The sequence below is a fragment of the Chryseobacterium sp. Leaf405 genome, from assembly GCF_001425355.1.
Taxonomy (GTDB): domain Bacteria; phylum Bacteroidota; class Bacteroidia; order Flavobacteriales; family Weeksellaceae; genus Chryseobacterium.
Map to the genome: position 1 here is coordinate 419,855 of NZ_LMQN01000001.1, position 21,278 is coordinate 441,132.

Consider the following 21,278-nt stretch of genomic DNA (forward strand, 5'->3'; position numbering starts at 1 on the left):
TTATTACATAAATAAATTGCATTGAGAAATTTGTAATAAAATTAATAATTTTACGCTAAAAAAGCAATAAGGAATAAAAAATATGAAGATAAAATATATATTTTGTTTTATTGTAGTGTCTGCTTTAAACAGTTACGCTCAAAATTCAGCCGGAAATAAATACAATATTAAAAAAAACAGGTTACTCGTTAAAGCAACTGCCATGTATATTAATTCTGTAAATCAAGGATTTGTAGATATGGACAGTGCCATGGTATTGGCCTGTACTGCTAATAAATTTCCGGCATCTATTGCTTATGACGAAGGATATAATGATGGAAGCAATTTCGAAGGAGGCAAAATGGTTGACCAAAATAATATAAATGCAGCACTGCAAATACTTCAGAAATCTAAAAAACAGGATCAGATAAAATTGCTATTGCAGCTGGGGAGCCACTATCTATTTAAAAGTGAAGAAAAAAAAGAAGATCTTGAAAAAGCATTTTTTTACATTAAAAAAGCGATTGCTCTAAGTAATGCTCTCGCAATACCAAAATGGAAGCTTCAAAGCCAAATACTATTAGCCAGATACTATATACAGGCAAAAAATCCACTTGAAAGCAAAAAAATATTTGAAAAGGTTATCAATGAAAGTAGAAAATTAAAAGACAGAAAACTTTTAGCCTTTGCTCTCAATAATATGGGATCAAATCTTGCTCTGGGTGATCCTGATAAAGAGAAATCGCTCTCTGAAGCGATAGCATTATACAAATCCATGAATGAAAATGAGCTGGAAATAGAAATGCTGATGAAACTGCTTACTATCCATTTTTGGCGCGGAAATCTTGATCTTGCCGAGAAAGAACTATTAGAAAGCATTACCCTTCAGAAAAAAATCGGTTTTAATTACATTCATTATACTTCTGCGCCTCTTGCCTATATATATTCTGTAAAACACAATCTCAACAAATCACTTTTCTATGCTATCAACAGTATAAAAACGATGGAAAAAACAAAGGATATGATCTGTGCCGATAATTTTTATCTGCGCTTAGGCAATACCTACGAAAATATGGAACATACCAAAGAGGCAATGGAAATGTATAAAAAAAGTTTTGAAGTTGGTACTAAAAATATTAACAGTGGCAGCTGGTATAAAAGTTTTCCTTTGATTATTCAGCTTCTTATTAATGATAAAAAATATAAAGAAGCGCTCGTATATATAAAAAAAACAAATGAATATCCACCTAAAAACCAACTTGATGTGTATTTCCTCTCTGAAACGAAAGCGCATCTTTATGAGAAAATGGGAAATATTCCGGTGGCAGAAAAATATTATACTGAAATGGAAAGACAATCTGAAAGCATACTTTCCCCAAGAACTCTTATGGTTGTTGCAGATGGATATTCCCAAATATCATTATTCTATGCAAAAATAAAAAATCCGGTAAAAGCAAGATTCTTTGCGGATAAGGTTCTGAATTTAGAGAAAAATGTGAATCAACATTTCAATCTTCAGGATCTGGAACTTTCATTATTTAAGATAGATTCTTTAGAGGGCAGATATGCGTCTTCGATACAGCATTATCAGAATTACAACAGAATTAATGACTCCATTTATAACTTTTCAAAAAAACGGCAGATAGAGGAATTAAAAATCCAATATGAAACTTTGAAAAGAGAAGATGATATTAAAAATCTGGAAATGCAGAGCAGACTGCAGAAAAATAAGCTTGATAAATCCAGACTATTGATAAATCTAGCGATCGGATCTATAGCATCTCTCATGATCATTATCGGATTACTGTATAACCGCTATCAATTAAAACGACACAACAACAAAAACCTAAGAATCAAAGAAAATGAAATCAGTCAAAAAAATATAAAACTTGAAAATCTACTCGATGAAAAAGAATGGCTGATTAAAGAAATACATCACAGGGTAAAAAATAACCTTCAAACCGTCATCAGCCTTCTGAATTCGCAATCTGCCTATATTGACAATGATTTTGCACTATCTACCATCAAAAACAGCCAGCATAGAATTCACGCCATGTCATTGATTCATCAAAAACTTTATATGTCTGAAAATGTTTCTACTATCTGCATGCCCGTTTACATCAAAGAATTGGTTGAATATCTTAAAGAATCTTTTAACGTAAGACAGCGTATCCGGTTCTTAACTACTGTTGACGAATTAGAGCTGGATGTGGTACAAGCTATTCCGCTGGGTCTTATTATTAATGAAGCTGTAACCAATTCTATAAAATATGCATTTCCTGATGACAGGTATGGACTTGTCTCAGTATCATTAGTTTCAACAGACGTTAATCATTACGTGTTGACTATTCAGGATGATGGAATCGGAATTGTTCTCAACCCTATTATAAAAACAAAAAAATCATTCGGAATGAGCCTAATCAAAGGTTTGTCTGATGATTTGGAAGGCACTTTTTCCATCGAAAACAACAATGGCACTCATATAAAGCTATCTTTTGAGAAAAATATATAAAATCTCATTCTTTACTCTTTCTTTCGTGAAAGTGCTTCTTTCAAAACTTTGATCTGTTCTTCCAAATCTGATACATATTTTTTTTGATCTGCAAAAGCTTCATTTATCTGTTGTACCGTGTATCTGGGTGTAATATGCTGTGGGCAATTCCAATCATAGGCTTTGATTTTGAAAATCATCATACGTTCAGGTCTGAATTTATAATCTTCCGGCTTAAGCAATTCAAACAGATCGTCATTATCCTTAAGCTCTACTATTTCTGCTTCTGCATAAATTTTCAGCCTTGCTCTGTCAGGATATGATACCATAATTATGGCAACTTTCGGATTTTTTGATAAATTCCCTACAGAAATATATTGGCGGTTTCCCACAAAATCTACAATCCCAATGGTATCATTATCAATAACCTTTACAAAACCGGGAGGTCCGCCTCTATGCTGAACATAAGGGTATTCATTTTCGCCACAGGTAGCCATATAAAAGCTGTCCTGATTTGAAATAAACGAAATCTCATGTTCCGTTAAGCCATCCACAAAAGATGTATTCTCCATTCTGGCGTAGCCGCTTCTGCTTCCATTATTTTCCTGAATTTTCTTTATAGATTCAGTAAAAGCCAATTCATGATAATTCATATACTTTTTATATTTTTTTAAAGCTCCAGTATCTGTCGGATCATTTGGTTGGTAAAACCCCATTCATTGTCATACCATGCCATTACTTTCACCAGATCTCCATCTACTACCCTCGTCATCTCAAGATCTACGATGGTTGCAAAAGGACTCTGAATAACATCTGTAGACACCAACGGCTCATCGGTAACAGCAACGACTTTATGATAGCGGGAGGTTAATGATTCTTCTATTAATATAGCATTAATTTCCTCTACTGTTGTTGTTCTCTCTGCCACAAAGGTAACATCAGATATTGATCCTATCGGAACAGGAACTCTTACTGCAATTCCATCAAATTTACCTAAAAATTCTGGTAATGCTTGCGTAACAGCGATTGCTGCACCCGTTGCCGCTGGAGCAGAATTTATTCCTGCAGCCCGACCCATTCTGGGTTCTTTTTTTGAAGGAGCATCTATGAGAGTTTGAGAAGCTGTATAAGCATGTGTAGTATTTAATATTGCTTTCTTAATGCCTATGCGTCTTCCAAGAATTTCTATGATCGGCCCGATATTATTCGTAGTACAACTGGCACATGAAAATACAGATACTTTCCCTTCATCGGTATTTACCCCGTGAACTATTGTCGGGGTGTCTTTTGTAGGTCCCGAAATAACAACAAATTTAGCACCTGCTTCCAAATGTTTTTCTGCGTCTGCTTTATTGGTAAATAAGCCTGTACTTTCTATGACCACATCTACTTCCAAGTTTTTCCATGGCAGATCGCCGGGATTTTTGACAGAAGTATATTTAATTGACTTTCCATCAATTATAAATTCGTCTTCTTTACAATCTACTTCTTTATCATATTTACCGTAAATACTATCTCTTCTAAGCAGAAAAGCGGCATTTTCTATCGCCATAAGATCATTAATACCTACTACATCCAAACCAGGTGTATCGTTGATAATTTTTAATGCAGCTCGTCCTATTCTTCCGAATCCGTTAATTGCTATTTTTTTCATTATTAAATATTTAATGTTATTACATTCAAAAAATAAAGCGTTATCACCGCTCCAATTCCTATCATAATTTTTTTCACTAATGCTGTATTTACTTTTTTTATGAGTAAAATTCCGCAATATGATCCTACAACAGATCCGATAACCATTACCAAAACAAATGGCCAGAAAATTAATCCTGCACAAGTGTAAATAATAAGAGCAATACCATTATTCGCTGCTACCAATACTGTTGCCAGTTTTTCCAGTGTATCGTTATTTTTTATTCCGTAAAAACGGTACAGTATAAAAATGATCATTCCCATTCCCGCACCGAAATAGGCGCCATAAATGCCTAATAAAAATAATACAACAAGCATCGGATGAGAATATTTGAAATCTTTTCTCTGTGCTATTTTCGAACCGACAAAATGGAGAACATTTTCATAACTTATAAACAGTATGAAAGATCCTAATAATAAAAAAGGTCCTATGCTTTCAAATATCTTATACGGAAAAGCGATTAGTAAGAAAGCTCCCAACACACCGCCTGATATGCAGGCTAAAAGCATATATTTAAAATTATCTACAGAAATGCTCCCCATTTTTTTTATCGGGTCAGATGTAGCAATATGTCCCGACCAGAGTACGAGCATAGTTGTAGCATTAGAAATCACGGGCTGTAACCCCCTGAAAATTAGTCCGGGAAAAACAAAAAACCATCCACCACTTACAGTCGTACTCAGTACCCCTCCTGAAAAAGCTACCACAAACAAAAAAAAGAATTCTAGGGAAACGCTCATGATTACTATGTATTAAAATGCAAATGCCAGTATGATATTATTTCTTCCGTAATGTCCTCACAAAATTCCTCAAGAGCAAGAAACAAGACAGAATCGCCCATTTTCCCGGCTTCTCTATAAGCCACCTTTAAAGATTGAACAGAGAGATAATTGTAGTAAACTTTACCTGATTTCATCTTATTTAATTATTGAATTTCCTTTATGTCTTTAATTTCCAAATCATTAATACTCGCAAATCTTTTGATCATTAATCCATCCATATCGAATTCCCAATTCTCATTTCCATAGGCTCTGTACCATTTTCCTTGTGCATCCTGATATTCATATTCGAAACAAACAGCAATTATATTTTCTGTATATGCCCAATGTTCTTTCTTTACTATGTAATTACTTTCTTTTTTCCACTTACCGGTAAGAAAACAGGCAAGTTGATTACGTTCGTCGATGACTTCTGAATGGTTGCGCCAGTCGCTATCTACTGCATACCTATCACATCCTTCAGAATGACTGTGAGTATTGTAAGCATCTTGTGTCAGTTGAATTTTTTCAAGAGCAGTTTCTGCAGTAAACGGGGGAATTGGGTATCGTTTTTCCATTTTATATTTTTCATTTACTTACCTATTTTACTTTAATATATACTAGATTTTCAGAGAAACCGTAAAATGATTTTCTCTGATTAATCACATATTATTATCCATACTATTTTTTTCTATAGCATAGTTTGATCTTTCAACATGATATTGTGCTTTAATTATTTGGATAATTGCAGCAATAAAACTTATGGTTATATTGCCACAAAAAATCAAATAAATAATGAAAATCTTTTATTTCGCCACCTTTCTATCAAGAAAATCGCCTATTAACTGACCTATTTCTTCACCAAAACTTTCCAGAGCGAAATGTCCGGTATCAAAAAGATGAAATTCTAAGTTTTTTAAATCTTTTTTGAAAGCCTCAGCTCCAACACCCGGAAATATATAATCGTCTTTTCCATAAACAACAAGAGTCTCCGGCTGATATTTTCTAAAATATTCCTGCCACTTTGGATACAATTTTACATTCGTCTGATAATCATAAAACATCGCAAGCTGAATATCTCCGTTTTCGTGGCGTTCCAGATGTCTCAGGTCTATTTCCCAATTGTCCGGCGAGATCGCGGAAGGATCCGGAACGTTGTGGGTATACTGCCATTTTAGACCGTCGGGACTGTGGAAACCTTTCAAGGTATTTTCTGCCTCTTTATTATTGATATCATTCCAATATACTTTAAAAGGATCCCAAAATGTTTCCAGCCCCTCTTCATAAGCACATCCGTTCTGGATAATCAGGCTATCTACTTTTTCCGGTTCAGCACTTGCTATTCTAAAACCAATAGGCGCACCATAATCCATCAGATATAAGCTGTATTTCTGAATGTCCAATTCTTTTAAAAGAGATGTCATTAACCTCGCCATATTCTCGAATGTATAATCGAATTCTGCGATAGGCGGCTGCTCACTTCTTCCGTAACCAGGGTAATCTGGAGCAATTAAATGATACCTGTCTGATAGATCTGAAATCAAATTTCTAAACATATGGGAAGAAGTCGGATAACCATGCAGTAACAGCAAAGTTGGTTTGGTTTTATCACCAGCTTCTCTGTAAAAAATTTCTACTCCGTTAATTTTCTTAGTGTTGTACTTTGTTTTCATGTTAAATAATTTTATTAGGTTTAGGATTAAAATGATAAAAAATTGAGGCACCTAATAAGAATGCTTGATGTAATTACTTATTAGCTTATTACAAAATTGCATTACTTTACACGCATTATGATAGGCATATTTTCCCGATCAGTTAGCTATTTTTCCCAGACGTAAGAATGTAGATAAAAAAGACCTTACACTACAGCACTCATCCCCTGAATATTGCTCACTCTATATTGCACAGGAGAGATTCCTTCTCTGTTTTTGAAAAATCTGCTAAATGTCTGCACATCTTCATATCCCAGATTATAGGCAATTTCTTTAATCGATTTATTGGTATAACAGATTTCCTTTCGGGCTTCGGTCATGATTCTTTCGTGAATAATTTCAATAGGACTTCGGTCTGACAGTGTTGAGAATATATTTGATAATGTCTTTGGAGCCCGGCTGAGCATTGATGCATAAAAAGCGATGTCGTGATGTTTTGAAAAATAATTTTCAACAAGAAACCTGAATTGTCTCAGAATATCTGTCTCTTTTTTGGGAATCATTTTAATATTTCCCTTTAATTTTCTTGTACAGATGACCAGCATTCGCTTAAGAACCGATTGGAGCATTGCATATTGCAGAAAGTCATTAGATTTCATTTCTAAACGGAAAATATCCCAAAGCGTTTCAAAATACTGTAGTTCATCTTCATTGAAACACAATACTGAGGTGTTTTCTACATTAAAAAGGATAGTTCTAAGATCTTCTACAAGCTCATCGGTAGCATGATTGAAGAAAGATAGATTAAACTTTATAAGTCTTACTGATTCGAAATTGACGACTTTAATATTGTGATGTTTTGTGAGAATCAGAATATCATTTTTTTTCAACAGATTTTCTACCTGATTAACTTCAATGTGTATATGACAACCTTTATTCCAAACAAAAATAAGATCTGTAGTAGAATCTTCCACAAAAATATTTTTATTTCCATTTTCAACTTCTTTACATGTGAGAAGATTCAACATATTATTTTTAAAGATCATGATTAGTAATTTTTATGTTATAGCTGCAGCACTGTATAAAAATCATACACGACACCACAATTGATCAATCTTTATAGACATTCACAATTGCAAATAGCCAAATGATGAACCGAAAAACATAAAATATTAAAAATCAAAACATTCAGTAAAAAACATCTTAATTCTATTATCGAAATACCAATACTACAAGAGATTTTAGCGATATATCAATACCTAAAAAACAAAAAAACTCCCCGATATTTTTATGTCCGAAGAGTTTTTAACAGTAAAAATTACAATTGCTGAATTTATTACATCAAGCGTGAAAACTTCAATTTTAAGTATTTATTTTGCTAATAAAGTGATTCATGAGTTTTGCTACATGGTGATGATGCTCCTCTAAAAGAAAATGTCCGCCGTCTATCTGATGAATTTCTGCCTGTGGCAAATCTTTTTTATAAGCATTTCCGCCTGCTGACGTAAACATTTCATCATTTTTACCCCAAACTATTAAAACCGGGGGTTGTGATTTTCTAAAATATTCCTGCCACTCTGCATATTTGGAAATGTTACTTCCGTAATCACGGAAAAGAGAAAGCTGTATTTCATCATTTTTATCACGATTAAGATAATACTGATCAATAATATAACTGTCTGGGCTTACTTTTTCCGGATGCGACGCTCCATTGAGATAATGCCACTTCGTAGCTTCCAATGATAAGAAGAAACGAGCCGATTGTTCGTTGGTTTTGGGATCATTAATATAAGCTACCAACGGTGCAGCAGCCGATCCGAAACCTTCTTCATAAGCATTTGCATTTTGAATAATTAATGACTGAATAAGCTCAGGACGACGACAGGCAATACGAAATCCTACAGGTCCGCCATAATCCTGCATATAAAGGTTGATATTTTTTAGACCCAACTTGTCGATAAAATGTTCAATCACCAACGACAGATGATCGAATGTATAGTCAAAATTTTCTAATTCCGGTGCGTCACTTTGACCAAAACCCGGATAGTCCGGAGCAATAAGGTGATACTTTCCCGACAGCTCGTTTATTAAATCACGGAACATGTGCGATGAAGATGGAAAACCATGCAATAACAGGAGCAATGGTAATTCTGAAGCACCCGATTCGCGGTAGAAAACAGTAACGTCATCCACTTGAATTGTTCTGTAGAAAATTTTATTTTTCATATTATAATAGATTTTTATTTTCTTTCGATTAATTACATCATCTTTTAGCTGATATTTCTTAACCGTTTTTTATGATGTAAACCTACATTGCATCAGAAGCTTTTTGTTAGGCATAAATTCCTGATCTGTTAGCTATTTTTCCCTTCAATCTTTATTTCATTAAAATTATTGCTTAATTTGTAACATCTATTTTCTCACAGATTTCCTTCGATATGACTAATACGTTAGATATTTCAAATCTTTTTGATGATCAGCTCTTTGCTATACCTTTTTTTAAATTCGTATCACAAGACTGTGCGCTTGATGCAGCAGATATGTCTCTGATTACAAAGAATTGCAAATTGGTTAGTTTTGAAAAAGGAGATGTTTTGCTTAATGCCGGAACCGAGTGTAATTATATTTATTTTATATTAAGTGGCGAAGCTATCTCTTATTTTAATGATCATACCGGCAAGACGACAATATGGTTTTTTCATTTCAACAGACCCGAAAGTTATGTGAAAAATATTTTTGCAGTAGATTATAAAAGTTTTCTGTCTGGTGCTCCTTCAACTATTTCCATAGAAGCGCTCTCTAAGCTTGTTGCTATTAGATTCTCTAAAGAAGATATTAAAATAATTAAACAAGATTCTTCTTTTTTTAAAAGCTGGATTAACCTTATTAATGAAAGAGCACTGATAATGATCTACGACCGCCTGTCTGCACTTCTTACTTTATCTGCAACTGAACGGTACAAAAATTTGCTTAAAGAAGAACCTTATCTACTGAATATGTTTACCAGCTATCACATCGCTTCTTATATTGATATTGCTCCACCATCGCTGAGCAGAATCAGAAAAAAAATATAATTGGTATAGTCGTTATTAACATAGGTGAATGCAGTTTTAATGAGCAAAAGTGATATTTGTAGTACTAATTTAATTTAATTAATTTTATGTTATTACAAGTAAAGTTTATCGCTGTGTGCAAAAAGCATTTATCATTAAAAAAGTTACTCCCGGAATCTTTATTATTTCTGATATTACTGCTGAATTCCTGTTCTCCGAAACAGCAAAATCCTGATCAGATCAATTATTTTAAAACAGATTCTACCATTGTTCAAACCGGCGGTGTAACCATGATTCCTGTCACTACTCCAAAGGGCAGATACAACGTATGGACAAAACGAACAGGAAGTAATCCTAAAATTAAAGTATTGCTCCTTGCAGGAGGTCCCGGTTTTCCGCATGATTATCTGGAAGCATTTGAGAGTTTTTTTCCTGCTCAAAATATTGAGTTCTATTATTATGACGAATTAGGATCAGGCAATTCCGATAAACCAGACGGCAACTCTATCTATAGTATTGATACTGCTGTGGAAGAAATTGAACAAGTGCGAAAAGCACTGCATCTGGATAAAGACAATTTCTATATATACGGACATTCATGGGGAGGTCTGCTGGCAATGGAATATGCTTTGAAATATCAAAATAATCTTAAAGCAATGATTGTTTCTAATATGTGCTCCAGCGGAAAAGAATTTAACAGATATGTGCAACAAGAACTCACGAAACAGATTCCTGTTGAGATCATGAGCCGTATCAACAAGCTGGCTGAGAATACCGATTATGATAATCCTGAATATATAAATTTAGTCACCAAACACTTTTATTCTAAATTCATCTGCAGAATTCCCATAGAAAAGTGGCCGGAGCCGTTAAACAGAGGTTTTGGAAAGCTTAATAAATCTTATTACATGAAATTTCAGGGACCCAATGAGTTTGGTATTGTAGGTGATCTTAAAAATTGGGATATATCGGGTCGATTAAAAAATATTACCATTCCTACATTAATGATAGGAGCCAAATATGATGAAATAGATCCTCTGCATATTAAATGGATGAGCAAGCAGGTAAAAAATGGCCATTATCTGTACTGCTCCAAAGGAAGTCATTTAAGTATGTACGATCAACAAAATTACTATATGAAAGGAATAATTGATTTTATTAAAAAAATAAATCATCACTAAATACTGATTAATTCAACTGAAAAGACCAGCGTATTTTTTTGCGCTGGTCTTTTTATAAGGTGTTATCATTGTACAGAATTTTATCAACAATAATAAGTGACAATTTCTTTACTTACAATTTTATTTCTTTTTTTCTGTCAGACAATATTCGTTTTAATTCAGATACCTGCAAATTAACTCCAATAACCACTCCTTTTTCATCAATAAGATAATTATAAGGAATATATTCAATACCTAATACATTTTTAAAAGTCTGTCCTTCATCCAATACATTAGTCCATGTTAATTGATCTTTAGCTATGGCAACAACCCATTGTTTTTTATTTTGATCGCTGGAAATCCCGATGATTTCGAAATTAGCTGATGCAAATTCTTCATTAATTGCTTTAAGTTCAGGATTTTTTTCTCTGCAGGGTTTACACCAAGAAGCCCAAAAATCAATCAAAATAAGTTTTCCTTTGTAGTCTTCGAGATGTACGATATTTCCCTTCTGGTCAGGCAGGTTAAAATCAAGAAAAGGTTTACCAATTCCAAAATCATCAAGCTTTTCTATTCCTTTTTTGAAGAGTTCCAAGTTTTGAGCATTTTGTTTCTCAACATTTAAAAGAGCGTAAAGCCGATTGAGTTCTTTCTTATTCAGTACAGGATTTACCAATGCCAATTCTGCCAATATAGCTCCGCTAAACGGATGAGCGCGATGTTTACGAATAAAAGACACCAATTTTGAATAAAGTAACTTATTAAAATCTTTCTTTTCTGCATTTGACTGATAAAATTTCTTATACTCTTCACTCAATTGAAAAGAATGTGATCCATTAATGGCATCAACATGAAGATTCTGAACAGATACTCCGTTTTTTACAACCTCATTCATGTCAAGCTGAATATCAATTTTACTATTTTCAAGGTAAAACTGCGGTGCATTGGCTGCCGAACTGATACCAATCTGTGCCATTATTGTATCTTTAACATTACCCTTAAATTCAAACTTTCTATTAATTATCTTTGTACTGTCCGTTTTATCATTATAGTAAAGATATGCATAGCTGTTCTCACCAATATTTCCCTTTACACTACCTGATACAACAAACGATTTAACTGGAAGTTTAGATTTTTTTTGACCAAATCCTAACACACTTATCAAAAATAAAGCTGGCAATGCCAAGTTTAACATTTTCTTTTTCATAAATTTATAATATTAACATTCTAATAAATTGAATAGGAGAATATTGAATTACAGTATGGATTTCCATAGTTGATACATTCAATAAAATTTCTCATATTATTCTACAAATATGCTATCTTAGAATCTATAAAACATTCACCTATGTTAAAAAAGGGTTTGTGTTTTTCCCAAGGAATAAAATGATGTTTATCAAAAAAAAAGAATTATAAAATTGAAAATTTTGAACTGATTTTTATTCAATACTCATGATTGAAAGTTTAAAATCAAAAAATTCCAATTCAGATTTTAAATAAAGGAAGTGTGATAACTTTATAAATTGATATCATTGCTCGCTTAACGTTCGGTACATATCCTCTCTTGTAATTATTTTAAAATTGATATTGGAAATAACGATATCAAGATAATTTTTCAAGGCAGCATTTTTTACGATTTGTTCTGAAAAGTTCTGTACAACAATGATTTCCTTTGAAACAATATTTTCTGTAAAGATAATTTCATTAAATAAATCATAAGAAATATTGAAATCCTCTGCGATTAAAAATTCCAAATATCGTATGACTACTTCTTTGAAATCGAATAAATTACTCATAATTTGGTTTGTGTTTTTCGGATAACTATGAAATTACTAATAGCATGCCATGAAGGAGCTGCAGAATTTTAATATTATTTTAATGATGCTAAACTTAAAAAAATTAATAATTATTTAAATTTTTATTATATTTATATAAATATTGACAATAATGGATAAAACAGTTGTTCTAATTCAGGATAATGAAGAAATTCTGGATATTATGGATGAGGTTTTAAAAGACGAAGGATTTGAAGTCGTTTCGTCATTAACAACAGAACCTATTGAAAAACTTGATGAAATAGAGCCTGATGTTGTAATTATAGATGATCATATCAAAGGAAATAAAACGGGCTCAGAAGTTATTGCAGAACTAAAATCTGATCCTGAAACTGAAGATGTATCGGCTGTTTTAACTTCGACTTCTCTTGACTTACCGGCAAAAGCAAAAGACTGTAATGCCGATGATTATATAGAAAAACCGTTTGATATCGATCATATGATAGATGTGGTTAAAAAAAATTCTTCATTATAAAACCTATTATCATTGCGCTAATAGATCGATGAATTATTTAAACTTAATGCAATGTAAAATCTATTGATGAACAACCAAAAATCCAATCCCTGGAATTTCCATAATACCGATAAATCACTTATATCACCGAATGATCTCTATAGAGCTGTTTATTATGATCTCAACGAAATTGCAATGGGAGCGCCACTTGGAGGATCCTGCTTCATAGAAGGCTCTGACAATACAAAAATTAAATTGCACGATTGGTGCGGCGGACCTCCTGTCTGGGAAAAAACCGGATTTTCATTAGCAATTCCTGTCTGGACAAAAAATAATACACACGGTACATTTCAGCAGATTGCTGTGATGGACATGGGTACAAGACAATTTAAAATATTCAAAAAGAAATATAAGGTTCTCCAACTGTCTTCTTTCGATACATTGACCATCCACGGATATGACAGCCCTCTCTTCAACCCTGAATCAATATTATTCGATATTAATCATGAGAAAATCGATTATATAATAAACCTCAATGATTAATTAATTCTACAAAAATTAAAGAGTATAGGTAAAGCTTACATAAAAATTGCAGCTATTCTCACAAATATACATTACTGATATAAAATAGTTTCTCCTTAAACTATTGACTTCGTTAGAGCCAAATACTGAAAATTTATAATCCTAATAAGTTATAATAAATCTACGCGTATATATTTATTAAAACTAATCTACATCTGACCACCTAAGTTCCATCGGAAATTTACATAAAAATTTAGTTATGGCAATCAGACAATTACGCCTTTTCCCAATCTTTTAACTTTGAAAAATATTCTTAAATAGTAGCAATGGTATGGAAATTGTAAACTATGAAATCCAATTCAATTAATATTATTAAGTATTGTTTTAAAAAATTAATCATTAAAAAATAAATTATGAAATGTAATCTAACTTTTTTAGCTATAGCTGTGGCTATACCTATGTACGGTTTTGGTCAGGATTCCACAAAAGTTGTTAATAATCAGTATCCTAATACCTTCAGCTCAGGATCTGCTAATGTATCACCTTTCAATTCTTCTGCTAAAAGATTTAACGATTGGTCTATATCAGTAGGAGCAGGTGTTCCGTTAATGCAAACCGCAGATTTAACTTCTATAAAGAGTAAAAATAGGGGAGGAAATCTTTTCGGATATTCTGCTTATGTAAGTGTTGACAAAGCTATTACTCATGCTTTTGGTCTGAAACTACAATATGACAGAGGTGAAACAAGACAAGGATGGTTTGATACTAAAGATGCTGCACCTGCTAATGCAAGAGCGACAGGACAAGTTGGAGCAAGAACGCAGTATGATGCGATCTCTATTCTTGGAGACATCAATTTTTCCAATCTATTAAGAAGAGTTGATAACCATTCTCCATTCAGATGGGCTTTCCACGGATATGCAGGTGTAGGTACTATTGCTTATAGAGCGTATCAAAAAGACGAAATAGGGCAAAGATTAATGACAGAAAAAAAACCTTTTAAATTGAATTCACTTTTTGGACAAGTAGGTGCAGGGTTGAAATATAAGGTAAGTAACAGAGTGGATATCGAAGGTAGAGTAATGTATGTAGTAACTGGAGATGATGGATTTGATGGCGGAGGTAACAAAAATAGTGTGATTAACCAACGTACAACAGGCACTTCAGATAATTTCTTTAACACTACTTTAGGATTAACATTCAATCTTGGAAAACATGAATCTCATTTAATGTGGCATGATCCTTTGCAGGAAATGTACTATAGAATGGATGTACTTGCAGAAAAAAATCAAGATATTACAGTATGTAAGAAAGGTGATTTAGATAATGACGGGGTTTGTGATGACTGGGACAGACAATTAGATACTCCTGCAGGAGCAAGAGTTGACGGTGCCGGAGTAGCATTGGATACAGATCTTGATGGAGTTATCGATTTATACGACAAGTGTGTAACAGTTCCGGGACCTGTAGAAAATCAGGGATGTCCTACTGCCACTGCTTCTAATGGAGGAATGGTTGAAGAACAAAGCAGAACATTGGAAGGAATTGAGTTTGATCTAAATTCAGATAGAATTTTACCATCAAATACTCCTATTTTGAACAATGCAGTAAGCTATATCAATTCATCAACAGGTGATTACAGAGTAGTTGGAACTACTGATACAAGAGGAACTGCTGCATATAACAAAAATTTATCTGAAAGAAGAGCCGGAAACGTTAAAAACTATTTAGTTAAAAATGGTGTTCAATCAGGAAAGTTAGAAGCTGTAGGTAAGGGTAAAGAAGATTTAAAATACCCAGAATGTGACCCGGCTTCTAAGTGCCCAGAATGGAAAAACAAAGCCAACAGAAGAGTATATTTTGAAGCAAAATAATATACGAATAGTCTTAAAAAACTATTAAATAATTGAAAGAGGCTATCTCATTTGTGGGATAGCCTCTTAATTTATTCTGCAATAAAGGATGAATTTCACGTATGAGCCTTCTTAAAATATAAAATTTTTAATTTTCAAATGATTTAATTACCTCTATTATTAACTTAATTTTATCGTTAAAAAGACGAACCCAACTTATCATTGAAATTATTTTGTTATTTTTAATTGTTATAAAATAGAGATTTTTCAAAGACTGGAATTGTCATAATTTTGTAAAACCGATCTTAACAAAAAAATTAAATAAAAGTTTTGAAACATCTAATATTATCTTTAATTTTTTCATTTGTACTGATGTCTTGTAATTCAGATCTTTCGTCAGGAAAGATAGAAGATATTAGACTGATAGGTACAACTATCGAGATTACTCAAAATCCTACAGACAGAAAAGATAACTGGATGACTGTTGATTTGTTTGATAAAGACAATAAAAGCATTAGAAATGATTCTATAAAAATAATAGTGAATGATATTGAGACCTCACTACAACACCGTCAGGGGTTATATTATAATGATGAATCAAGGTATTATGCCGAAAATGTCCCTTTAAACAATATCTACAATTTTGAAATAAAACTATCTGATGGAAAAAAATACCATCTTGGGAGTATCAGTGCTTTGAGTGAAGAAAAAATCGGAAGCATAGAATGCGATGAACAAGGTAATTTAAATAAAAATACGGTCATCAGATGGAAAGAGCTGAAAAACATAAACGAACTCACCATTTATACATCAATTTTACTAAAAACACCAAATAGCAATGATAAAAATTATTCAAGTAAGGATGTTATAGTAAAACAAATAAACAGTACAGGGGAATTCACAATACCAAAATCCGAATATTTCGACCCAAAATGGACGGTAAGTGGCTTTGAATTAAAATTTACGGCAAAAAAATTTGGAAAAACAAACCCTAAACTTATTGCAGGAAGTAAAATATCCATCTCTACAGTAATCGAAAAAAACATCAATCTCGAAAAAGAGTAATAAAAACCACCTTTAAAATGGTTTTGGTATCAGCCGGCATGAAATTGATACAGAAAGCATCAAGTTAAATTTTCGGCTACAAGAAATCAATTTTCGGATACAAGAATACTGAAACGAAACCTGAACTTTGCTTCATTAAATTTTATCAAAATGAAAGTATTTGTTACAGGTGCTACAGGTTTCGTGGGAACTGCCGTAGTACAGGAATTACTAGCCAATGGGCACCAGGTTTTGGGACTGGCTCGCTCGGAAGAATCAGCGGAAAAATTGTTGGCAGCCGGGGCAGAACCACTCCGTGGAGACTTAAACGATTTTGACAGTTTGAAATCAGGAGCTATCGCTTCAGACGCAGTGATTCATCTAGGTTTTGTCCATGATTTTACTAGATTTGAGGAGATGTGTAAACTGGATGGGAAAGTGATTGAAACCATAGGCGAAGCTTTATTGGGAACAGACAAACCTTTTCTCATTACCTCAGGAACGGCACTTTTTTCAAAAGAAGGAATTACAACTGAAGAAGATCTTTCTGCAAACAATCCACATCCAAGAATCGCAACAGAAAATGCCGCTGATGCTACAGCCGCAAAAGGCGTGAAAGTCGCTGTTGTGAGACTCTCACCATCTGTCCACGGTAAAGGTGATATCATTGGTTTTGTTCCGACCTCAATTAATATTGCAAAAGAGAAGGGAAAAGCTGCGATTATTAATGATGGAAATAATTTATGGCCTGCTGTCCACGTAATGGATGCTGCCAGGTTGTACCGATTAGCTTTGGAAAAGTCCTTCATAAGCGGAACAAGATATCACGCAGTTGCAGAACAGGGAATTGCGTTTAAAGACATTGCCTCTTTTATAGCAGAAAAATTGGATATTCCTCTTGTTGAGCTAACCAACGATGAGGGAACAGCTCATTTCGGTTGGTTCGCACATTTTGCAAAGCTTAATAATCTGACTTCAAGCGAACAAACTCGGGCAGCATTAGGCTGGAATCCACAAAATCCAACTTTAATGGAAGATTTGAAAAGTGATGTCTACTTTTCTAAGTAAATAACCTATGCCTTTATTCCTTAAATTTGATTAAATATTAAACTGATGTCTGATTCGCCTTTAAGAATAAAAACCATCTCTCAATTCCATACTTTACGTGGCTTGCCAAAGCCAAAGCATCCACTTATCAGTGTGATTAATTTTGAAGACATGGCACCGGCTTTGGAAAGTATAAATCAGAGTTTGATCTTTGATTTCTATCTGATTTCTGTAAAACGAGATATGGATCACAAATATAAATACGGGCAGCAGGATTACGATTTTGATGAAGGTGTCATGTTCTGTATGGCTCCGAACCAGATTCTGAGTATCATACGGGAAGAAAATGGCAAAAATCCGTCTGGATGGATGATGATGATTCATCCGGATTTTCTTTGGAATACGCCGATGGCAAGTGCAATCAAAAAATATGAATTCTTTGATTATTATGTCAATGAAGCGTTATTTTTATCTGAAGATGAAGAAATAAAAATCCAACAGATTACAGATAATATCAAGCAGGAATATCAAACCAACATTGATAAATTCAGTCAGAACATTATTATTTCACAACTGGAAACACTTTTGAACTATTCTGAGAGATTTTACCAGCGACAGTTCCTTACGCGCAATAAAGCGCATCATCAATTTTTAGAACGGCTGGAAATTCTGCTTAAAGATTATTTCGAAGTAAATAATCTGAAAGAACAAGGTTTACCGAGTGTTCAGCTTCTTTCAGACAAACTTAATATGTCCCAATACTATATGCGGAGTCTATTAAAAACTTTAACCGGACAAACAACACAACAGCATATCCACGAAAAACTCATTGTAAAAGCTAAAGAAAAGCTCTCAACAACTGAACTTTCAATAAGTGAAATTGCTTATGAACTGGGGTTTGAACATTCGCAGTCTTTTAGCAAGTTATTTAAAGCTAAAACTGATATTTCACCTCTGGAATTCAGGAAGTCTTTAAATTAAATTATCCATCTGGGTTATTATTATCTTTTGCCCTATATTTGATTATGAATATCGAGGAAAAATCTACCAAGTCTTTTTGGTGAAGATCTTATAATGCAAGCATTAAGCTACTCCTTTGGGTCTACTTCCATATAGTCCGGTGAAAATATAATCTTTTAGTTTGCCAATGAGGCTATACTTTCACTATTGAGCAAAGATTCTTCGATTATTGGTAACCTCCCCACAAGTAAGTAGAATATTTTGTAAGTGAAACAAGAAATTAATTCCTTTTACCGAGGATCTGTATAACGGTCTCTATGCAGGAAACTTAGATGCAGGCGGTTCACATACTCAGATTGCAGATACAGTTGCTCAGCAGACCTGGGAAAAAGAGGACGTAAAAACAACTACGATCAACCAACTGATCTCGGAGATGGTAGATAGCTGGACCTCCGAAGACGGAATGAAAGTTATGCCTATCTTTTTCGAAGAAATCATTTCTAGTATTGGTCAGTTTAATGAGTAGTATTTGTAGCATTCAATATCTACGGTCTGATCAAAGTTCTCTATCCGGGAATTGCATTAGGCAATACAGATACAGGTTTGGAAGTATTGGAAGAATAGACCACGCATTATTCAGAGGGAATAATCTTATAAAAATGCATCCTCATATCAATGATGAGATCCTGACCTATATACGCAGCGGGTATGTTGAGCATATAGACTACGAAGGAATTATAGCCAACCTCGACAACAAAAAACTTATGTTGATGAAAGCCGGAAAGATTTTTCAGCATGAAGAAGAAATCATAGATAAGGGAGAACCGCTCGAGGCATTGCAGATATTTATCCGGCCTAAAGAAAAAGATCTGAAACCGATTGTCACATTTTTGGATTTGGAAAATGATAAAAGCGAAAATCAGTGGCGATCAATTGCTTTACCAAGCCCTGAATCTCCTCTTCAGTTTACAAGCCGCATTATAATGCCAGACTTCTTCTTCCTGACAGAGGAATTGTTTTTTACGAAGTTTTTTCGGTTTACAGACAGATTCGATTAACTGCAATTCGTCGTTGGAAAGTTCTATTTTATCGGTAAGTTATTTAGGAAAATTTCGAACATTTATTTCTTAGCTCAGAACAAATTTAGAAATTTAAAATAATTAAACTATTTGAATTTTCTAAATATAATTTGTTAAAGTTAGATGCCTCATTTATAAAAGTGTTTAAAGATATGCTCGTCTCCTTAGTGAGACAATTATTTATTATTTATTAGTTATCTCCTTTTTACTCACAAATATCTATTTTACAAAAGATAAAATGTACCACGATTGTACTATTTTCTAACAGGGATTGAAATCAATTTTTCAGAATTTTGTATCCAAATGTTTTTTAATAACAAACTTTATCCCGATGCAACATTCTATCAACACCATTTTAGTAACCACTGATTTTACAGAGAAAGCCAATAATGCGGTCAAGATGGCAATGAGAATCGCTGAGAGACATCGATCACATACAATCATCTATCATAATATCAATAACTATTTTGTTACCGACAGGACAGGAAAACAAGTCCTTGGATCTGATATTATCAACGAAAATATTGAAAAAGCAGAAAAATCACTGGAAACTTTAAAAGATGATTTAAAAAATCAATACCCGGATTTGTATATTGAAACTGTGATCAAAAATGACAGTCTGATTCACGGCATCAATGAAGTGATCGAGCAGGAAGATGTAGATCTTGTGGTAAGCGGAACTTCCGGTAAGCAAAACTTCGCACAGGTTCTTTTAGGTTCATTATCTTATGAAATCCTGACCGGAGCAAACTGTTCGGTTTTGCTGGTGCCTGAGACCTGCCAAAAATATTCTTTTGAAAAGATACTGGTTCCTATAAGGATTTTGGATCATTTATTAGACAAGGTCGATCTGTCGATTACTCTAGCCAGAAAAAACAGAGGTATTATTAGTCTATTGGGATTAAGCAATGAGGATGATATTAATAAAATCAAAACAGCTTATTCCAAAGTAAAAAAAACGCTAGACTACAAATCTCTGGAATACGAATCCCAATTTTTGTTAACAAAGAATAATGCCTCTGAGATCTCAAACTTATCAAAAGATGATCAAGCCGACATTATTATCCTCAATTATAAGGATGAAAATAGCTGGAAGTCATTTTTTATGGAAAACTTTTTCAAGCAGATCATTAACAATACAGATATTCCTTTGTTCTTTTACAAGAACAGGTATGAACTAAAAATAAACAACAGATCCGGCAATGCAGGTTATGATATTACGCTGCCTCATCCCGGATAACAAAAAAATTATGATTACATTAAAAACATATTCAGAAAAAAACACAAGTGATGAAAAAGAAAAACAAGAGATCGTACAATTCCTCTTCCAGCATCTGGAACAATATGGCGATCCGCAGGAAGATATTTCTGATGCGGTGAGCTATGCGTTGGGTGATCAGGATAAACCGGGAGGAATCATTATCACTGCTACAGATGACAGTAATAACAAGCTTGTAGGTGCTGTTGTGGTGAACAAGACCGGAATGGCAAGATATATTCCAGAAAATATATTGGTTTACATAGCAACCGACAAAGATGTCCGTGGAAAAGGCATTGGAAAGAGCCTGATGCAGACCGCCATCGAATCTACTGACGGCGATATTGCACTGCACTGCGAACCGGAAAATCCTGCCATACATCTTTATAAAAAACTTGGTTTTACAAGCAAGTATCTTGAAATGCGATTAAAAAAATAAA

21 protein-coding genes are annotated in these 21,278 nt (G+C 33.6%); 12 read left to right on the top strand and 9 right to left on the bottom strand.

The window, feature by feature from the left end; translation table 11 throughout:
• Positions 1 to 82: 82 nt before the first annotated feature.
• Complete coding sequence (locus ASG22_RS01890) at positions 83 to 2,491, top strand: histidine kinase dimerization/phosphoacceptor domain -containing protein (protein WP_055979674.1); 2,409 nt, start codon at positions 83 to 85, stop codon at positions 2,489 to 2,491.
• An 11-nt stretch (positions 2,492 to 2,502) separates the two neighbouring features.
• On the opposite strand, the gene ASG22_RS01895 is transcribed toward ASG22_RS01890, so the two are convergent.
• From ASG22_RS01895 to ASG22_RS01925, 7 genes are all read right to left on the bottom strand, one after another.
• Positions 2,503 to 3,123, bottom strand: a complete 621-nt coding sequence (locus ASG22_RS01895) for a pyridoxamine 5'-phosphate oxidase family protein (protein WP_055979678.1) — start codon at positions 3,121 to 3,123, stop codon at positions 2,503 to 2,505.
• Between the two features lie 17 nt (positions 3,124 to 3,140).
• Positions 3,141 to 4,124: a type I glyceraldehyde-3-phosphate dehydrogenase gene (locus tag ASG22_RS01900; protein WP_055979681.1), complete on the bottom strand. Its 984-nt coding sequence runs from the start codon at positions 4,122 to 4,124 to the stop codon at positions 3,141 to 3,143.
• 2 nt (positions 4,125 to 4,126) lie between these two features.
• A complete protein-coding gene (locus tag ASG22_RS01905; protein ID WP_055979684.1) occupies positions 4,127 to 4,903 on the bottom strand; it encodes a sulfite exporter TauE/SafE family protein in 777 nt (258 codons plus the stop codon).
• A 185-nt stretch (positions 4,904 to 5,088) separates the two neighbouring features.
• Positions 5,089 to 5,499: a DUF1348 family protein gene (locus ASG22_RS01910; protein WP_055979687.1), complete on the bottom strand. Its 411-nt coding sequence runs from the start codon at positions 5,497 to 5,499 to the stop codon at positions 5,089 to 5,091.
• A 228-nt stretch (positions 5,500 to 5,727) separates the two neighbouring features.
• Positions 5,728 to 6,594, bottom strand: coding sequence for an alpha/beta fold hydrolase (locus tag ASG22_RS01915; RefSeq protein WP_055979690.1), 867 nt, complete (start codon positions 6,592 to 6,594; stop codon positions 5,728 to 5,730).
• Positions 6,595 to 6,779: 185 nt separating this feature from the next.
• Positions 6,780 to 7,619: a helix-turn-helix domain-containing protein gene (locus tag ASG22_RS01920; RefSeq protein WP_055979692.1), complete on the bottom strand. Its 840-nt coding sequence runs from the start codon at positions 7,617 to 7,619 to the stop codon at positions 6,780 to 6,782.
• A 316-nt stretch (positions 7,620 to 7,935) separates the two neighbouring features.
• Positions 7,936 to 8,799 (bottom strand): alpha/beta fold hydrolase, encoded by an 864-nt coding sequence (locus ASG22_RS01925; protein ID WP_055979695.1) that lies wholly within the window; start codon positions 8,797 to 8,799, stop codon positions 7,936 to 7,938.
• Positions 8,800 to 9,011: 212 nt separating this feature from the next.
• Between ASG22_RS01925 and ASG22_RS01930 the strand changes: the two genes are divergently transcribed.
• The gene (locus tag ASG22_RS01930; RefSeq protein ID WP_055979698.1) at positions 9,012 to 9,647 is read left to right on the top strand and encodes a Crp/Fnr family transcriptional regulator; all 636 of its coding nucleotides are present in this window, start codon (positions 9,012 to 9,014) and stop codon (positions 9,645 to 9,647) included.
• 86 nt (positions 9,648 to 9,733) lie between these two features.
• A complete protein-coding gene (locus tag ASG22_RS01935; RefSeq protein WP_055979701.1) occupies positions 9,734 to 10,807 on the top strand; it encodes a proline iminopeptidase-family hydrolase in 1,074 nt (357 codons plus the stop codon).
• A 112-nt stretch (positions 10,808 to 10,919) separates the two neighbouring features.
• On the opposite strand, the gene ASG22_RS01940 is transcribed toward ASG22_RS01935, so the two are convergent.
• Both ASG22_RS01940 and ASG22_RS01945 read right to left on the bottom strand, forming a co-directional pair.
• The gene (locus ASG22_RS01940; RefSeq protein WP_055979704.1) at positions 10,920 to 11,993 is read right to left on the bottom strand and encodes a TlpA disulfide reductase family protein; all 1,074 of its coding nucleotides are present in this window, start codon (positions 11,991 to 11,993) and stop codon (positions 10,920 to 10,922) included.
• Positions 11,994 to 12,315: 322 nt separating this feature from the next.
• Entirely contained in the window at positions 12,316 to 12,582 is a 267-nt protein-coding gene (locus tag ASG22_RS01945; RefSeq protein WP_055979707.1) for a hypothetical protein, read from the bottom strand.
• Positions 12,583 to 12,733: 151 nt separating this feature from the next.
• Here ASG22_RS01945 and ASG22_RS01950 point away from each other — a divergent pair, with 151 nt between their 5' ends.
• The 9 genes from ASG22_RS01950 to ASG22_RS01990 all read left to right on the top strand — a co-directional run bounded on the left by ASG22_RS01950 (position 12,734) and on the right by ASG22_RS01990 (position 21,277).
• Positions 12,734 to 13,096 (top strand): two-component system response regulator, encoded by a 363-nt coding sequence (locus ASG22_RS01950; RefSeq protein WP_055979709.1) that lies wholly within the window; start codon positions 12,734 to 12,736, stop codon positions 13,094 to 13,096.
• A 66-nt stretch (positions 13,097 to 13,162) separates the two neighbouring features.
• Entirely contained in the window at positions 13,163 to 13,618 is a 456-nt protein-coding gene (locus ASG22_RS01955; protein WP_055979711.1) for a hypothetical protein, read from the top strand.
• A 392-nt stretch (positions 13,619 to 14,010) separates the two neighbouring features.
• The gene (locus ASG22_RS01960; protein WP_055979714.1) at positions 14,011 to 15,471 is read left to right on the top strand and encodes an OmpA family protein; all 1,461 of its coding nucleotides are present in this window, start codon (positions 14,011 to 14,013) and stop codon (positions 15,469 to 15,471) included.
• Positions 15,472 to 15,822: 351 nt separating this feature from the next.
• Positions 15,823 to 16,515: a hypothetical protein gene (locus ASG22_RS01965; protein WP_055979717.1), complete on the top strand. Its 693-nt coding sequence runs from the start codon at positions 15,823 to 15,825 to the stop codon at positions 16,513 to 16,515.
• A gap of 150 nt (positions 16,516 to 16,665) precedes the next feature.
• On the top strand, positions 16,666 to 17,562 hold the full coding sequence (locus ASG22_RS01970) for an SDR family oxidoreductase (RefSeq protein WP_055979721.1): 897 nt from the start codon (positions 16,666 to 16,668) through the stop codon (positions 17,560 to 17,562).
• Positions 17,563 to 17,607: 45 nt separating this feature from the next.
• Positions 17,608 to 18,522, top strand: coding sequence for a helix-turn-helix domain-containing protein (locus ASG22_RS01975; protein ID WP_185113779.1), 915 nt, complete (start codon positions 17,608 to 17,610; stop codon positions 18,520 to 18,522).
• Between the two features lie 497 nt (positions 18,523 to 19,019).
• Positions 19,020 to 19,559 (top strand): pirin family protein, encoded by a 540-nt coding sequence (locus tag ASG22_RS01980; RefSeq protein ID WP_082504899.1) that lies wholly within the window; start codon positions 19,020 to 19,022, stop codon positions 19,557 to 19,559.
• Between the two features lie 352 nt (positions 19,560 to 19,911).
• Positions 19,912 to 20,820, top strand: a complete 909-nt coding sequence (locus ASG22_RS01985) for a universal stress protein (protein WP_055979728.1) — start codon at positions 19,912 to 19,914, stop codon at positions 20,818 to 20,820.
• 10 nt (positions 20,821 to 20,830) lie between these two features.
• Positions 20,831 to 21,277 carry a GNAT family N-acetyltransferase gene (locus ASG22_RS01990; protein ID WP_055979731.1) on the top strand — a complete coding sequence of 149 codons (447 nt, stop codon included), beginning with the start codon at positions 20,831 to 20,833 and terminating at the stop codon, positions 21,275 to 21,277.
• Position 21,278: the final 1 nt, after the last annotated feature.

Excerpts from the sequence above, each read along its gene's own strand:
- ASG22_RS01890 (WP_055979674.1), top strand. The coding sequence starts at position 83 with ATGAAGATAAAATATATATTTTGTTTTATTGTAGTGTCTGCTTTAAAC.
- ASG22_RS01895 (WP_055979678.1), bottom strand. The coding sequence starts at position 3,123 with ATGAATTATCATGAATTGGCTTTTACTGAATCTATAAAGAAAATTCAG.
- ASG22_RS01900 (WP_055979681.1), bottom strand. The coding sequence starts at position 4,124 with ATGAAAAAAATAGCAATTAACGGATTCGGAAGAATAGGACGAGCTGCA.
- ASG22_RS01905 (WP_055979684.1), bottom strand. The coding sequence starts at position 4,903 with ATGAGCGTTTCCCTAGAATTCTTTTTTTTGTTTGTGGTAGCTTTTTCA.
- ASG22_RS01910 (WP_055979687.1), bottom strand. The coding sequence starts at position 5,499 with ATGGAAAAACGATACCCAATTCCCCCGTTTACTGCAGAAACTGCTCTT.
- ASG22_RS01915 (WP_055979690.1), bottom strand. The coding sequence starts at position 6,594 with ATGAAAACAAAGTACAACACTAAGAAAATTAACGGAGTAGAAATTTTT.
- ASG22_RS01920 (WP_055979692.1), bottom strand. The coding sequence starts at position 7,619 with ATGATCTTTAAAAATAATATGTTGAATCTTCTCACATGTAAAGAAGTT.
- ASG22_RS01925 (WP_055979695.1), bottom strand. The coding sequence starts at position 8,799 with ATGAAAAATAAAATTTTCTACAGAACAATTCAAGTGGATGACGTTACT.
- ASG22_RS01930 (WP_055979698.1), top strand. The coding sequence starts at position 9,012 with ATGACTAATACGTTAGATATTTCAAATCTTTTTGATGATCAGCTCTTT.
- ASG22_RS01935 (WP_055979701.1), top strand. The coding sequence starts at position 9,734 with ATGTTATTACAAGTAAAGTTTATCGCTGTGTGCAAAAAGCATTTATCA.
- ASG22_RS01940 (WP_055979704.1), bottom strand. The coding sequence starts at position 11,993 with ATGAAAAAGAAAATGTTAAACTTGGCATTGCCAGCTTTATTTTTGATA.
- ASG22_RS01945 (WP_055979707.1), bottom strand. The coding sequence starts at position 12,582 with ATGAGTAATTTATTCGATTTCAAAGAAGTAGTCATACGATATTTGGAA.
- ASG22_RS01950 (WP_055979709.1), top strand. The coding sequence starts at position 12,734 with ATGGATAAAACAGTTGTTCTAATTCAGGATAATGAAGAAATTCTGGAT.
- ASG22_RS01955 (WP_055979711.1), top strand. The coding sequence starts at position 13,163 with ATGAACAACCAAAAATCCAATCCCTGGAATTTCCATAATACCGATAAA.
- ASG22_RS01960 (WP_055979714.1), top strand. The coding sequence starts at position 14,011 with ATGAAATGTAATCTAACTTTTTTAGCTATAGCTGTGGCTATACCTATG.
- ASG22_RS01965 (WP_055979717.1), top strand. The coding sequence starts at position 15,823 with ATGTCTTGTAATTCAGATCTTTCGTCAGGAAAGATAGAAGATATTAGA.
- ASG22_RS01970 (WP_055979721.1), top strand. The coding sequence starts at position 16,666 with ATGAAAGTATTTGTTACAGGTGCTACAGGTTTCGTGGGAACTGCCGTA.
- ASG22_RS01975 (WP_185113779.1), top strand. The coding sequence starts at position 17,608 with ATGTCTGATTCGCCTTTAAGAATAAAAACCATCTCTCAATTCCATACT.
- ASG22_RS01980 (WP_082504899.1), top strand. The coding sequence starts at position 19,020 with ATGAGTAGTATTTGTAGCATTCAATATCTACGGTCTGATCAAAGTTCT.
- ASG22_RS01985 (WP_055979728.1), top strand. The coding sequence starts at position 19,912 with ATGCAACATTCTATCAACACCATTTTAGTAACCACTGATTTTACAGAG.
- ASG22_RS01990 (WP_055979731.1), top strand. The coding sequence starts at position 20,831 with ATGATTACATTAAAAACATATTCAGAAAAAAACACAAGTGATGAAAAA.